This is a genomic window from Streptomyces sp. NPDC086989 (genome assembly GCF_044745505.1).
Lineage (GTDB): Bacteria > Actinomycetota > Actinomycetes > Streptomycetales > Streptomycetaceae > Streptomyces.
In genome coordinates this window covers 69372-82368 of sequence record NZ_JBIVAL010000014.1, presented here as the reverse complement: position 1 = coordinate 82368, position 12997 = coordinate 69372, and the positions used below count along the sequence as shown (strand labels likewise).

Below are 12997 nucleotides of genomic sequence, written 5' to 3'. Positions count from 1 at the left end.
CGGACCAACGGGTTTTGTCCACCCGGGCGGGCTCGCGGGCGCTGTGGCGGCGAGCCGGCCGCCGGAATCCGGGCGCGGAGGTGAAGACGTATCCATCATGACAGGTCAGAGGCGGTTTTCGTAGGACCGAGAGCACAGCCGATTGCCCTTGTTTGGCCCCCCGTGCGGCTTTCAGAATCTCTCTCATGAATCCCACGGAGAACATCAATCACGACGCTGTGCTGCGAGCCCGGGTGGCGCTCCTCGGATCGGGGACGCTGCCGGTGGGGCAGCAGGTCGCCGCCTACCGCGTTCTGGTCCGGGTGAGTCCGTTGGCCTATCTGCCGCTACTCGCGGTCGCGTTGTTCCAGTACAGCCAGTGGGAGTTCGCCCACCGGCCCGAGATAGCGCTCGCGCTGCGCACCGAGTCCGTGGCCGCCGCACGCCGGATGTGCGACCTGGAGCCCGACCGGACCCAGCTGCTCCTGACCGCACTGGTCCACTACAGCGAACAGCTGGCCGTGATGGACCGGCCCGTCGAACTCGCGGCCGTCGAGAAGGAGATGACCGCGCTGGTCGCGTCGGGCGGCGGGGTGCTCGGCGAACGCTGGGACCGCAGGGGCCTGTAAAAGGACTCCGGCGCCCCGCGGGCCGGGCCGCTGTCCGGCCCGCGGGCCGGGCGGGGGCGGAGCCGGGGTTCGGCCCGGGGTCGGGCCCAGGGCCGGGCGGTTCGGGGCGGGGCCCGAGGCGCGGGGCGGGGGCCGGGGGCCCGGGCGCGGGGCCGGGGGCGCGGGGCTCGGGGCTGGGGGCTGGGGGCTGGGGGCTGGGGGCTCAGGGTCGGGGCTCGGCTATCGGCCGGTGGCCAGTTCCGCGATGCGGGCCGGGCCGATGCGGCAGCAGCCACCGATCAGGCGGGCCCCGGCGGCGGTCCAGGCGCCCGTGGGCCAGGGGGCCGGATCCACCGGGGCGTGCCAGGTGCCGGTGGCCGCTTCCCAGACGGAGCCGTCGTTGGGGTAGGCCAGGAGCGGCTTGTCGGTGACGGAGGCCGCCGCCTCCAGGGCGGGCAGCACGTCCGCCGGGTCGCAGCAGTTGACGCCGACGGCGATGATCTCCGGGGCCGCGGCGACGGCGAAGGCCTCGGGGAGGTTCTGGCCGGCGCGGGTGCGGCCGCCGGCCACGGTGTAGCTCAGCCAGGCGCGGGCGCCGGTCCCGGCGAGGACGCCGAGGAGGGCTTCGGCCTCGGCGGCGTCCGGGACGGTCTCCAGGGCCAGGACGTCGGGGTCCGCCGCGAGCAGGGCCTCGATGCGGGGGCGGTGGAAGTCCGCGAGCTCGCGCACGCCCAGCCCGTACCGCCCCCGGTACTCGGAGCCGTCCGCGAGCACCGCCCCGTACGGGCCGACCGAGGCCGCGACCCAGACCTCGTGGTCGGCGACCTCGGCAGCCCGGGCGGCCAGCTCCACGCTGCGCCGCAGCAGGGCGGTGGTCGCGGCGCGGCCGTGGCCCCGGGCGGCGAAGGCCTCGTACCCGACCTGGTAGCTAGCGGTGATCAGCACCTCGGCACCGGCCCGCGCGTACGCGGTGTGGGCGGCCGCCACCTGGTCCGGCCGCTCGGCGAGCACCCGGCCCGACCAGAGGCCGCCGGACAGGTCGCAGCCCTGGTCGGCGAGCTGGTTGCTCAGCCCGCCGTCCAGGAGCACGGTCCTGCGGGCCAGGGCTTCGGCGAGCGGTCCGGACGCGCGGGGCACGACTGCTTCGCCTCCCTCAGCCGAGCTGGGACAGCACCTGGGCCGAGATCAGCTCCAGGTGGTCCAGGTCGTCGAGGTCGAGCAGCTGGAGGTAGACGCGGGAGCTGCCGACGGCCGCGTAGGCACCGATCTTCTCCACGACCTCGGCCGGGGAGCCGGCCAGGCCGTTGGCCTTGAGCTCGTCCACCTCGCGGCCGATGGCCGCGGCGCGGCGGGCCACCTCGGCGTCGTCCCTGCCGACGCACACGACGAGGGCGTTGGAGTAGACGAGCTCGTCGGCCCCGCGCCCGGCCTCCTCGGCGGCCCGGCGCACCCGGCCGAACTGCCGCTCGCTGTCCGCGACCGACGCGAACGGCATGTTGAACTCGTCCGCGTACCGGGCGGCCAGGCGCGGGGTCCGCTTCGCGCCGTGGCCGCCGATGAGCACGGGGACCTTGGCCTGGGCCGGCTTGGGCAGCGCCGGGGACTTCTCCAACTGGTAGTGGGTGCCCGCGTAGTCGAACGTGGCGCCGGGCTCGGTCGCCCACAGGCCGGTGACGATGGCCAGCTGCTCTTCCAGCCGCGCCATCCGCTCCGCCGGGAAGGGGATGCCGTACGCCTTGTGCTCCTCCTCGAACCAGCCGGCGCCCAGGCCGAGTTCGACCCGCCCGCCGGACATCTGGTCGACCTGGGCCACCTGGATGGCGAGCACGCCGGGCAGCCGGAAGGTGCCGGCCGTCATCAGCGTGCCGAGCCGGATCCGCCGCGTCTCCCGGGCCAGGCCCGCGAGGGTGATCCACGCGTCGGTGGGGCCGGGCAGGCCGTCCGCCGAGCCCATCTTCAGGTAGTGGTCGGACCGGAAGAACGCGTCGAAGCCCAGGTCCTCGGTGGCCTTGGCGACGGTCAGGAGGGTGTCGTAGCTCGCGCCCTGCTGGGGCTCGGTGAAAATACGGAGATCCATGACTCCATCCTGCCCCTCCCGCCCCGGCAGGGTGAATCCGCGTCAACCGGACGGGCCGCCCGCGCCCGGCCAGTGACCGGCCCCGATGGGGATCGTTGGCCCGGACGGAGCCGGACCGCCCGGCCCGCGCGCCGGCGGCCTTTCGCCGAGGTGCGTCCACCGCCCCCTTCCGCCTCGGAAGGGCCAGGGCCGAGGAGGCCGCCATGTCCCACGAGTCCGTGCCCGAGCACACCGGACAGACCGGACAGGCAGCACACGACCAAGCACGTCAGGAGCCCGCGGCGGCCGCCCGGGGCGGCGCGCCGAAGGGCCTGCTCCAGCAGATGGAAGAGCTGATGGCGGCACTGGACGCCGACTTGTCGCAGCTCGACGCCGACCTCCAGTCCTCCACGGACCGCGCCCCCGGCACGCCCCTGGACCCGGGCAGCCTGCCCCCTGGGCAGGAGCGCCCGTCCCCCCGGTCGTCCTGAAAACGTGCGGGCCCCGCCCGCGCGCGACGGGACCCTCGGACCAGGCCTTCGCGGCCCCGCCCTTGCGGCCGGCCCGCCGTCGGGTCGCTCCCCCGGGCCACTCCCCCGGGTCACGCCCTCAGGCCACGCCCTCAGGCCACGCCGGAGGCGGACCCCCTCTCGCGGACCGTCAGCCGGCGCAGGACGCCCCGGACCCGGTCACTCGACTCGTCGGCCGCGTCGATGGACTCGATGCACTGCCAGTACAGGCCCTCGTCGTCCGTCGCGCAGGCCACCCCGACCAGGGCTATCCCCACCTCACCGAGCAGCGCCTGCAGTCCGAGCAGGGCCTGGCGGACATCCGCCACCCCGGTCAGCTGTGCGGCTCTCGGCGGGAGGTCGGGCGCACTGCCCTCACCGCTCAGGGCCGCTGTGTCGAGCACCCCGCAGCCTCTGCCCCCCGCTTCACCCAGTCCCCGTGCCTCCGATCTGAGCTCCGGCGGCCCGGTGACCGCCAGCCAGCTCCCTATCCCCTGTGTGAGCGCCTGGGCCTGCCAGGCCTCGCCCACGATGTCCATCGCCGCCCCGCTCTGCGCCAGCGCGTGCCGGCCGGCCGCGATGAGCCGTACCGCATCCATATGCCGTCCCCCGTCCGCACGACATCCGCCGTTCTCCCACTACCCAGAGTGAAGGCAATGGGCCAGTAAAGCCAGGGGTATTCGGAAATCTATGGACACAGACATGGTTGTGGACGACGCCATCACTCCGAAGAGTGACAATTCGATGCCGGAGGCCCGGTCACCGGGAAGCGGAGCTCGTTCCTCTCGATCTTCGCGGCGAGCGCATCCAGCACATCCACCCCGAGAACCTCACAGAATTGCAGCAGATACGCCAGTACGTCGGCCACCTCATCGGCCACGCGGTGGGCGGTTTCCGGCTCCTCCATGACCTTCGCCGACTGTTCCGGCGTCAGCCACTGGAAGATTTCGACCAGTTCGGACGCCTCCACACTCAGCGCCACGGCCAGGTTCTTGGGCGTGTGGTACGGCTCCCAGCCACGCGCGGCGGCGAACTCGGCCAGCCGCCGCTGGAGTCGGTGAAGCCGTTCCTGACCCGCCGGAGAGGGCTCCGTGTCCCGCGTATCGCTCATGCGGTCAGGTCTACCACCGTGACCCCCGGGGTCGCACGGGCGGCCTCCGCCGTCTCCCGGCCCACCGCCGCCGCCAGGCGGACATGGCCGCGGCCGCAGGACAGCAGGGCCAGCCGCAGCAGTTCGGCGCTCTGCCGGCCGTCCAGGCCGCGGTCGAAGCCGTCGGCGAGGACGGTCAGCGCCTGCCGGGCCGAGAGCAGCTCGGCGGCCGGGTCCATGGCGAGCACCCCCGGGCCGGTCAGCAGGACCAGCGCCAGCGCGAGGAAGCGGAGCTCGCCCGAGCCGAGCCGCCCGAGTTCGGTGGCGGCCGCGGCGGGGCCGCGGTCCAGCACCGCGGTGACCGGACCCTGGGCGGGGGCCCGTACCTCCAGCCCCTGCACCGGGCCCGCGCAGCCGGCCCGCGCCGCCGCGGCCAGCAGCGCGTGGCGGGTGCCGCACTCGTGACGGGTCCGGCGCAGGACGTCCGCCAGGTTGGAGCAGTCGCCCAGCAGCCTACCCTCGCCGGGCGGGACGGGTGCGCGCATCCGCTCGGGGTGCGGGTCGCAGGGGAACGCCGAACGCAGCGCCACCACCACCTGTTCGGCTGCCGCCAGGACCTGTCGCTGCCCGGCCGTGGAGCCGGCCACGCGCAGCGGGAGCAGGGCGGTGCCGAGCCGGTCGTCGGGGAGCGGGGCCCGGGTGACGCCGACGGCGCCGCCGGTCAGCCAGGAGGCCTGCACGGATCGTCGGCCCGGGTCGCGCAGGGCGGTGGCGAGCAGGATCCGCCCGTCCACGGAGAGCCGTTCACCGACGATGCGCAGCGTGGGCTCGGCCTGTACCGCGAGGTCGAGGCGGACGGGTCCGGCGGGGCCGTCGACGGTGCAGCCGATGCGGAATCCGCGCCGCCCCTGACCGTCGGGCAGGGCCCGGTCGGGGATCCGGCCCCGCGGATCGGGGAACGCCTGCTCCAGGGTGGCCCCGCCCCCGAGCCCGGCCAGCGCCTCGTAGCCGGCCAGCACCTGGGACTTGCCGCTGCCGCTGGGCCCGGTGAGGAGCGTCACGGGTCCGAACCCGAAGACGGCGCCCCGGTGCACCCCGAAGGCGGAGAGCCGCAGCTCGCTCACGACGGGCCGGTGCTGCACCGCGCTCCCGGCGGGTGACGGCGCGAGGGCGGGGCCGACAGGGGCGGCCGCGTCGGCGGGAGCGGCGGCGGCTGCGGCTGCGGCTGCGGCGGTGGGAGCGTCGGCGGGAGCGGCTAAGCCGGTGGGCGCGGGGGCCGTGGCCCCCGGCGGGTTCAGGGTGGCGTCCATGCGCCGGACGGTACGGGCCGCCGGACCCCCGCTGGGCACGGCGAACCGTTCCGCCGACGCGACCTTCCTACGATCGGGGGACGGCCGCGGCCGCGATCCCCTCGACCTCGGTCCCGACGGGCGCCAGCAGGAAGACGTTCCGGTCGACCCGGTGCATCCCGCTGCCCAGCCCGAAGACCACGCCGCTGCTGAAGTCGAGGATCCGCTTGGCCACTTCGGTGTCCGCGCCGGTGAGGTCGAGCAGCACCGGGATCTGCGCGATCAGGTACTCGGCCACCTCCCGGGCGTCGGCGAAGACCTGGACCCGGATCACGACGAAGCGCCGCTGTTCCGCCGCGACCGCTCCCGGCGCCGTGGGGATCGTGCGGTGGTCCACCCGGGAGGGCCACTCGTTGCGACTGCGCAGGGGGACCACCTGCGCGAGCCCCTCCCACTGTTCGTCCGTGACGTCGTACCTGCTCACCGGGCCGCCTCGGCCGTGCGCTTCATGTGCATCCCCCCATCCTCTCGCGTTTCACCCGTTCAGCCCAACAACGACACGAGCGACAGGGGGTACACCCACGGAAGAGAGTAGGTTAGGTTAGGCATACCTAAGTCACTTGCCCAGGACGATGGAGAGATCCGCATGCGCATGCCCGGTGCCGCCCCCGCCACCCCGGCCGCCGGCCGGCCCACCGACGCCGAGCGGCTCCGGTCCGTCCTGGCCGCCGCGCACTCGATGACCGTGGTCACCGACGGGCTGAGCAGCGAGGTCCGCCACCTCGACGGGGGCGACCCGATGGGCCGCCTGCACCTGCACCCCGCCGGACCCGGCGGGGACCGCGAGCCCCGGCCCTCGATCCGGCTGGAGTTCACCGACATCGCCCCCACCCCGGTACGGGACCGCGTGCGCGCCCGCGTCACGATCAAGGGCCGTCTGCTCACGCCCTACTCGGACGAGGGCGCCGACTCCACCTGCATGGAATTCGGCCGGGCCGTCCTGGAGACCGCGGAGGGCCGCTCGCACATCGGCCTCGAAGAGCTCGACGCGGCCTGCCCGGACCCGCTGGCGTCGTACGAGTCCGGCATGCTCACGCACCTCGTCGACGACCACGCCGAACTCGTCACCCTGCTGCTGCGCCTGGTGCGGCCCCTGCCCGCCGAGCCCGTCGTCCGCGTCCTGCCGCTGGCCATGGACCGGTACGGGATCACCCTGCGCCTGGAACTGGCGCGCGGCCACCGCGACGTACGCCTGCCCTTCCCCTCCCCGCTCGACGACGTCGAACAGTCCGGGGTCCAGATCCAGGCCCTGTTCAGCGCGGCCCGGCGGCGCTCGCACCGCAACAGCCTGCCGGCCTGAGGGAATAGGCCCGGCCACGTCCCCGTTGGGGACGATCATGAAGGCCATCACGTACAGCGCATACGGAACTCCCGCGGACCTCCAGCTCGTTGACGTACCGCAGCCCAAGGTCGGCCCCGGCGAGGTGCTGGTCCGGGTCAAGGCCGCCGGCGTCAACCCGGTGGACTGGAAGCTCGCCGCCGGATACCTCGACCCGATCCTCGAAGTCCGCCACCCCGTCATACCCGGCTGGGACGTCGCCGGAGTCGTCGAGGCCGTCGGCCCCGACACCTTCGACCACGCCGTCGGCGACGAGGTCTACGGATACGTCCGCAAGGAGTGGGTCGAGCTCGGCACGTACGCCGAACTGGTCTCGGCGCCCGTGCGGACCCTGGCCCGCAAGCCTCGCGGGCTCAGCTTCGAGCAGGCCGCCGGCCTCCCGCTGGCCGGCCTCACCGCGTACCAGTCTCTGACCCGCGTCGGCCTCAAGGCCGGCGAGACCGTCGTCATCCACTCCGCGGCCGGCGGCACCGGCTCCTTCGGCGTGCAGATCGCCGTCGCCCTCGGCCTGCGCGTGATCGGCACGGCCGGCGCGCACAACCATGACTACCTGCGCTCGCTCGGCGCCGAGCCCGTCCTCTACGGGGAGGGCATGGCGGACCGCATCCGCGCGCTCGCCCCCGAAGGCATCGACGCGGGCCTGGACTTCTTCGGTGACGGCGCCGTCGAGATCCTCCAGTCGCTCGTCAAGGAGCGCAGCCGGGTGGTCTCCATCGCGGACTACGAGGCCGCCGCCAAGGGCGCGCACCAGCTGTGGGTGCGCCCGGACACCGCCGACCTGACGTTCCTCGCCGAACTCGCCGACGCGGGCCGCCTCACCGTCAACGTGGAACACGCGCTGCCGCTCGCCGAGGCCGCGAAGGCCTGGGAGCTCAGCGCGGCCGGCCGCACCCGCGGCAAGATCGTCCTGACGCTCTGAGCACGCCGGGGCCGCCGGAGCGTGTGACTCCGGCGGCCCTCGGGCTCAGCCGGCGACGGCGGACACAGCGCTGGCGGTGGCGGCGTACCGGTTCGCCGGGCGCGGGAGGCCGTAGTTCTCGCGCAGCGTCGCCCCCGTGTACTCGGTGCGGAACAGGCCGCGCCGCTGGAGGATCGGCACGACGTGGTCGACGAACGCGGTGAGCCCGGTGGGCAGCACGGGCGCCATGATGTTGAAGCCGTCGGCGGCGCCCTGCGTGAACCACACCTCCAGCTGGTCGGCGATCTGCTCGGGCGTACCGGCGAACACGCGGTGGCCGCGGCCCGCGCCGAGGCGGGCGATGAGCTCGCGCAGGGTGAGACCGTCGCGGCGCGCCAGTTCGGCCACGAGGGTGAAGCGGCTCTTGTTGCCGTTGATGTCCCGCTCCTCGGGGAGCTCGGGCAGCGGGCCGTCGAGCGGCAGGCCCGTGAGGTCGGTGCCGAGCATGCCGGAGAGCTGGGCGAGGCCGTACTCCGGCACCTGGAGGTCGGTGAGCTGCTGCTCCAGGGCCTTCGCCTCGGCCTCGGTGGAGCCGATGACGGGGGCGATGCCCGGCAGGACGAGCAGGTCTGACTCGGCCCGGCCGTACTTCGCCAGGCGCGCCTTGAGGTCCTTGTAGAAGGTCTGCCCGTCGGCGAGGGTCTGCTGGGCGGTGAAGACGGCCTCGGCGTACTGGGCGGCGAACTCCTTGCCGTCCTCGGAGGAGCCGGCCTGCACCAGGAGCGGGTGGCCCTGCGGGGAGCGGGGCACGTTCAGCGGTCCGGCGACGCCGAAGTACTCGCCGCGGTGGGCGGCGGGGTGGAGCTTGTCGGTGTCGGCGTAGATGCCGCGCTCCTTGTCGAGGACGATCGCGTCGTCCTCCCAGCTGTCCCAGAGCTTGGTGGCGACGTCGAGGAACTCGCGGGCGCGGTCGTAGCGGAGGCTGTGCTCCAGGTGCTCGTCCTGGCCGAAGTTGCGGGCCTCGTCGACGGTGCCGGAGGTGACGATGTTCCAGCCGGCGCGGCCGTTGCTGATGTGGTCGAGGGAGGCGAACTTGCGGGCGAGGTGGAACGGCTCGTTGAAGGTGGTGGAGACGGTGGCGATGAGCCCGATGTGCTCGGTCACGGCCGCGATGGCGGACAGCAGGGTGAGCGGCTCGAACCCGCCGAGGGCGTTGTAGCGGGCCTTGCCCCAGAGGGCGAGCCCGTCGGCGAAGAAGATCGAGTCGAGCCGCCCCCGCTCGGCGGTGCGGGCCAGTTCCTGGAAGTACCGCAGGTCGGTGACGCGTTCGGGGCTGCTGCCGGGGTGGCGCCAGGCGGCGTCGTGGTGGCCGGCGTTCATCAGGAAGGCGTTGAGGTGGAGGGTCCGGGGTGCGGTCATGGCGGTGTTCCTCGGATCGGAGGGACGGAGGGGCTGCGGGCCCCGGTACGTCGGGCGTGGATCGGGCAGGGCTTCAGACGGGGGTCACGGCGGGTGCCGACGCGGGCGTCACGCGGGTCTCACGCGGGGACGCGCCACACGCTGAGGCGGCGTTCGATCGTGACCAGGAGCTGGTTGAAGGCCACCCCGATGGCGGAGATGGTGACGATGCCCGCGTACATCTCGGGGATCGCGAAGTTGAACTGCGAGGCGTTGATGAGGTAGCCGAGGCCCGCCTTGGCGCCGATCATCTCGGCGGCGACGAGGACCAGGATCGAAACGGCGCCGGCCAGCCGGATGCCGGTGAAGATGGCCGGTACGGACGAGGGCAGGATCACCTTCTGGAAGAGCCGCGGCGTGGACAGGTCCATGGACCTGGCCAGCTTGACCAGGGTCGGGTCGGCGTTTCCGACGGCGCTGATGGTGTTCAGCAGGATCGGCCAGACGCAGGCGTAGACGACGATGGACACCTTCGAGGTCTCACCGATCCCGAGCAGCAGCACGAAGACCGGCAGCAGCGCGAGGGCCGCCGTGTTGCGGAACACCTCCAGCAGCGGGCCCAGCAGCGCCGCGACGGGCCGGTACCAGCCGATGAGCAGGCCGAGCGGCACGGCGACGACGACGGCGATGCCGAAGCCGCCGAAGGAGCGGACGAGGCTGGCGCGGGTGTGCTCGCCGAGCTGGCCGTCGAGCAGCAGTCCCCACCAGGCCTTGGCGACCTCGCTGGCCGGTGGGAGGAACGTGGCGTCGACGAGGCCGAGCCGGGGCGCGGTCTCCCACAGGGCGATGAGGGCGAGGAGCGCGGCGGACCGCAGCGCCGCGGCCCGCAGCCACCGCCCGAGGGCCGCGCCCCTGGCGGGGCGCCGTCCGGGGACCCCCGGCCGGGCTCCCGGGGCGGGGACCCGCTCGGCCCCGGCGGGGTCCGCGGCCCGGGCGGGCTCGTCGCCGTCCGCACCCGGTGCGGGCTCCAGGGCCGGCTCCGCCGCGGGAGCGGAGGCCCGCACGGGCGCCGCGGGAGCGGTGGCCGCCCCGCGGGCGGTGCCGGCGGACCCGGTCACCGCGTCGGCCGGTGTGGTGGCCGCGCCGGTCTGATCGGCGGCGGCAGCGGCGGCCTGGACCGGGGCGGCGTCCGCCCGGGCCGGGGTGGTGTGGGTGCTCATGCCGGGGTCTCCTCCTTCTCCAACTGCTGGGCGCGCGCCACCTCGTCGTGGAGGAGCGTCCAGATCTCATGGCGGTAGCGGGCGAACTCCGGGCTGGAGCGCAGGTCCTCGCCCTGGGCGCCGGCGCCCAGGCCGGCGCCGGTCCCCCGGGCGCCCAGGGAGACCGGGACCACCTCCTTGACCCGGCCCGGGCGGGAGGTGATGACGGCCACCCGCTGCCCGAGGTACACGGCCTCCTCGATGCCGTGCGTGATGAACACGACGGTCTTGCCGGTGCGCTGCCAGATCCGGCGCAGTTCGTCCTGGAGCGACTCCCGGGTCTGGGCGTCGAGCGCGGCGAACGGCTCGTCCATCAGCAGCACGTCCGGGTCGTACGCCAGCGAGCGGGCGATGGCGACCCGCTGCCGCATTCCGCCGGACAGCTCGTGCGGGTGGCGGTCCTCGAAGCCGGAGAGGCCGACGAGGTCCAGGAACTCCCGCGCCCGGTCCGCCCGTTCCCTTCGCGGGACGCCCGTCGCCTCCAGCCCGAACTCGACGTTGCCGAGCGCGGACCGCCAGGGCAGCAGCGCGTACTGCTGGAAGACGATGCCGCGGTCCAGGCCGGGCCCGGTGACGGGGGTGCCGTCGAGCAGGATCCGGCCCGACGTGGGCCGGGTGAGGCCGCCGAGAAGGTCGAGGAGGGTGGACTTGCCGCAGCCGCTGGGGCCGACGACCACCAGGAACTCGCCCGACTCGATCTCCAGGTCGATGCCGTCGAGTGCGGTGAACTCCTCGGTCCGGTCCTTCGTCGGGAAGGTCTTCGTCACGGAGTCGAACACGATCTTCGCCATGGCGGCCGCTCAGCCCTTTCCGTATCCGTTGAACTCGTTGGTGTAGAGATCGCCGGGCTTCAGCTGCCCCTTCTTGATCTCGCCGCGCCCGCCGAGCCAGTCGAGCCAGAGCTGGAACTCCTTGTCGGCGATCCGGCCGCCGGGCTCGGCGACCCCGTACGAGCGCCAGTACTGGAGGGTCGAGGTGTCCTCGTTGCGGCCGCGCTTCTTGATGATCTCCGTCATCCGGGCGATGACCTCCTCGCGCGGGGTGGTGCGGGACCACTCGATGGCCTTGGCCACGCCGGTGGTGAAGGTCCGGACGGTGTCGGGGTTCTCCTTGATGAAGCGCCGGGTCATCACGTACGAGCCGGCGCTGAACGCGCCCAGCAGCTCGAAGTCCTTGAACAGCGGGCGTATCCCGCCGGACGCCAGGGCCTTGTCGCGCAGGACGCCGCTGAGCACGCCGACCTCGATCTGCTTCTGCCGCAGGGCCTGTTCGGTGTTGACGGGCGGGACGACGAGGGGCTCGACCTTGCCCGCGTCCGCCTTGGAGAAACCGTCCCGCTCCAGGTAGATGTCGAGCAGGGCCTGGGCATGGGCGCCCAGGGTGTTCATGCCGACCTTCTTGCCGATGAGGTCGCGGGCGGACCGGATCGGGCTGTCCTCCAGGACGTAGTAGCCGAGGTAGGTGTCCTTGTCGGAGCCGTAGTAGGAGACGACGGCCTGGATCTGGGCCTTGCTCGCGGCCAGCTTGACGATCGCACCGTTGAAGGCGCCGCCGAAGTGGGTCTGGCCCGTGGCGGCGGACTGGATGTCCTGCGGACCGCTGATGGTGTTGCCGACCCAGTCGAGGGTGAGGCCGCCGAGGTATCCGAGGTCGGCGGCCAGCTCGGGGAGCGTGACCGCGCCGACCGCGCCCTGGTACTTCAGGGTCGTGACCTGCTTGCCGGACCCGCCGGAGCCGCCGGTGGCGGTGGCCGTGCCGCAGCTCACCGCGGCCGCCGAGATGCCGAGCAGGGCCAGGAACTGGCGTCGGGAGGTGGAGGTGGAGGCGAGGGCTGCGGGCATGGGGTTCCTTGTCCGGGATGCGGTGGGTGGGCCGGGGCCGCTGTTACGGGGCGGTGGTGGCGAGGGCGGAGGAGGGGGCGGGCGAGGAGGTGGTGGGAGAGGCAGCGGAGGGGGTGGCGGAGGTGGTGGCGGCAGGGACGGCCCCGTGGTGCAGGGCCTCGGCGAACTCGTCGACGGCCTGGAAGAGGTCGAGTTCCGCCTCGGGCCGCAGCCGGTCGGGGCCGGATCCGCGCTCGACGGAGGAGTCCAGGACGAACCGTCCGGCGGTGACGTGCCGGGCGCCGAGGGCGGCGAGCACCGGGCGCAGGGCGTAGTCGAGGGTCAGGACGTGGGCGAGGCTGCCGCCGGTGGCGATCGGCAGGACCGTTTTGCCGGCCAGCCCGTCCTGCGGGAGCAGATCGAGGAACGCCTTGAGCAGCCCGGTGTACGCGGCCTTGTAGACCGGGGTCGCGACGATGATCCCGTCGGCCGCGGCGACGGCTTCGAGGGCCCGGCGGATCTCCGGCTCGCCGCGGCGGGCGGACAGGAGATCGGCGGCGGGCAGCTCACGGACGGCGAGGTGGGCGGTGTCGAACCCGGCGTGGGCGAGGCGGCGCAGCACGTGGTCGGCGACGACGGCGGTACGGGAGTGCGGGGAGGGGCTGCCGGAGAGGGCGAGCAGGGTGGGCACG

General features: G+C 73.8%; 15 protein-coding genes. 4 read left to right on the top strand and 11 right to left on the bottom strand.

The window, feature by feature from the left end; genetic code table 11:
- Positions 1-185 precede the first annotated feature (185 nt).
- Complete coding sequence (locus ACIPK4_RS29870) at positions 186-608, top strand: hypothetical protein (protein WP_402318225.1); 423 nt, start codon at positions 186-188, stop codon at positions 606-608.
- A 219-nt stretch (positions 609-827) separates the two neighbouring features.
- Here the strand turns inward: ACIPK4_RS29870 and mmuM are convergent, their stop codons facing one another.
- Together mmuM and ACIPK4_RS29860 are read right to left on the bottom strand one after the other, a co-directional pair.
- A complete protein-coding gene (gene mmuM, locus ACIPK4_RS29865; RefSeq protein ID WP_402318223.1) occupies positions 828-1724 on the bottom strand; it encodes a homocysteine S-methyltransferase in 897 nt (298 codons plus the stop codon).
- Between the two features lie 16 nt (positions 1725-1740).
- On the bottom strand, positions 1741-2664 hold the full coding sequence (locus ACIPK4_RS29860; RefSeq protein ID WP_402318220.1) for an LLM class F420-dependent oxidoreductase: 924 nt from the start codon (positions 2662-2664) through the stop codon (positions 1741-1743).
- Positions 2665-2867: 203 nt separating this feature from the next.
- Here ACIPK4_RS29860 and ACIPK4_RS29855 point away from each other — a divergent pair, with 203 nt between their 5' ends.
- Positions 2868-3134, top strand: a complete 267-nt coding sequence (locus ACIPK4_RS29855) for a hypothetical protein (protein ID WP_402318218.1) — start codon at positions 2868-2870, stop codon at positions 3132-3134.
- Between the two features lie 131 nt (positions 3135-3265).
- On the opposite strand, the gene ACIPK4_RS29850 is transcribed toward ACIPK4_RS29855, so the two are convergent.
- The 4 genes from ACIPK4_RS29850 to ACIPK4_RS29835 all read right to left on the bottom strand — a co-directional run bounded on the left by ACIPK4_RS29850 (position 3266) and on the right by ACIPK4_RS29835 (position 6015).
- Positions 3266-3751: a DUF6099 family protein gene (locus ACIPK4_RS29850; RefSeq protein ID WP_402318215.1), complete on the bottom strand. Its 486-nt coding sequence runs from the start codon at positions 3749-3751 to the stop codon at positions 3266-3268.
- A gap of 122 nt (positions 3752-3873) precedes the next feature.
- Complete coding sequence (locus tag ACIPK4_RS29845; protein ID WP_402318212.1) at positions 3874-4263, bottom strand: nucleotide pyrophosphohydrolase; 390 nt, start codon at positions 4261-4263, stop codon at positions 3874-3876.
- Positions 4260-5552 (bottom strand): ATP-binding protein, encoded by a 1293-nt coding sequence (locus tag ACIPK4_RS29840; protein ID WP_402318209.1) that lies wholly within the window; start codon positions 5550-5552, stop codon positions 4260-4262. The genes ACIPK4_RS29845 and ACIPK4_RS29840 overlap by 4 nt, the downstream gene beginning before the upstream one ends.
- Before the next feature lie 67 nt (positions 5553-5619).
- On the bottom strand, positions 5620-6015 hold the full coding sequence (locus tag ACIPK4_RS29835; protein ID WP_054223200.1) for a cell division protein SepF: 396 nt from the start codon (positions 6013-6015) through the stop codon (positions 5620-5622).
- A gap of 162 nt (positions 6016-6177) precedes the next feature.
- On the opposite strand from ACIPK4_RS29835, the gene ACIPK4_RS29830 reads away from it, so the two are divergent.
- Positions 6178-6891: a DUF2470 domain-containing protein gene (locus ACIPK4_RS29830; RefSeq protein WP_402318206.1), complete on the top strand. Its 714-nt coding sequence runs from the start codon at positions 6178-6180 to the stop codon at positions 6889-6891.
- Between the two features lie 37 nt (positions 6892-6928).
- Complete coding sequence (locus ACIPK4_RS29825) at positions 6929-7849, top strand: NADP-dependent oxidoreductase (protein WP_402318204.1); 921 nt, start codon at positions 6929-6931, stop codon at positions 7847-7849.
- Positions 7850-7894: 45 nt separating this feature from the next.
- On the opposite strand, the gene ACIPK4_RS29820 is transcribed toward ACIPK4_RS29825, so the two are convergent.
- From ACIPK4_RS29820 to ssuE, 5 genes are all read right to left on the bottom strand, one after another.
- Positions 7895-9247 carry an LLM class flavin-dependent oxidoreductase gene (locus ACIPK4_RS29820; RefSeq protein ID WP_402318202.1) on the bottom strand — a complete coding sequence of 451 codons (1353 nt, stop codon included), beginning with the start codon at positions 9245-9247 and terminating at the stop codon, positions 7895-7897.
- A 119-nt stretch (positions 9248-9366) separates the two neighbouring features.
- A complete protein-coding gene (locus tag ACIPK4_RS29815) occupies positions 9367-10446 on the bottom strand; it encodes an ABC transporter permease subunit (RefSeq protein WP_402318199.1) in 1080 nt (359 codons plus the stop codon).
- Complete coding sequence (locus ACIPK4_RS29810) at positions 10443-11276, bottom strand: ABC transporter ATP-binding protein (protein WP_402318197.1); 834 nt, start codon at positions 11274-11276, stop codon at positions 10443-10445. The genes ACIPK4_RS29815 and ACIPK4_RS29810 overlap by 4 nt, the downstream gene beginning before the upstream one ends.
- Positions 11277-11285: 9 nt before the next feature.
- A complete protein-coding gene (locus ACIPK4_RS29805) occupies positions 11286-12326 on the bottom strand; it encodes an ABC transporter substrate-binding protein (RefSeq protein ID WP_402318194.1) in 1041 nt (346 codons plus the stop codon).
- Positions 12327-12369: 43 nt separating this feature from the next.
- Positions 12370-12996 carry an NADPH-dependent FMN reductase gene (gene ssuE, locus ACIPK4_RS29800; RefSeq protein WP_402318191.1) on the bottom strand — a complete coding sequence of 209 codons (627 nt, stop codon included), beginning with the start codon at positions 12994-12996 and terminating at the stop codon, positions 12370-12372.
- Position 12997 lies beyond the last annotated feature (1 nt).

Coding starts and splice junctions, on each gene's coding strand:
- ACIPK4_RS29830 (WP_402318206.1), top strand. CDS start 6,178: ATGCGCATGCCCGGTGCCGCCCCCGCCACCCCGGCCGCCGGCCGGCCC.
- ACIPK4_RS29870 (WP_402318225.1), top strand. CDS start 186: ATGAATCCCACGGAGAACATCAATCACGACGCTGTGCTGCGAGCCCGG.
- ACIPK4_RS29840 (WP_402318209.1), bottom strand. CDS start 5,552: ATGGACGCCACCCTGAACCCGCCGGGGGCCACGGCCCCCGCGCCCACC.
- ACIPK4_RS29850 (WP_402318215.1), bottom strand. CDS start 3,751: ATGGATGCGGTACGGCTCATCGCGGCCGGCCGGCACGCGCTGGCGCAG.
- ACIPK4_RS29805 (WP_402318194.1), bottom strand. CDS start 12,326: ATGCCCGCAGCCCTCGCCTCCACCTCCACCTCCCGACGCCAGTTCCTG.
- ACIPK4_RS29855 (WP_402318218.1), top strand. CDS start 2,868: ATGTCCCACGAGTCCGTGCCCGAGCACACCGGACAGACCGGACAGGCA.
- ACIPK4_RS29820 (WP_402318202.1), bottom strand. CDS start 9,247: ATGACCGCACCCCGGACCCTCCACCTCAACGCCTTCCTGATGAACGCC.
- ACIPK4_RS29845 (WP_402318212.1), bottom strand. CDS start 4,263: ATGAGCGATACGCGGGACACGGAGCCCTCTCCGGCGGGTCAGGAACGG.
- ACIPK4_RS29860 (WP_402318220.1), bottom strand. CDS start 2,664: ATGGATCTCCGTATTTTCACCGAGCCCCAGCAGGGCGCGAGCTACGAC.
- ACIPK4_RS29810 (WP_402318197.1), bottom strand. CDS start 11,276: ATGGCGAAGATCGTGTTCGACTCCGTGACGAAGACCTTCCCGACGAAG.
- ACIPK4_RS29825 (WP_402318204.1), top strand. CDS start 6,929: ATGAAGGCCATCACGTACAGCGCATACGGAACTCCCGCGGACCTCCAG.
- ACIPK4_RS29815 (WP_402318199.1), bottom strand. CDS start 10,446: ATGAGCACCCACACCACCCCGGCCCGGGCGGACGCCGCCCCGGTCCAG.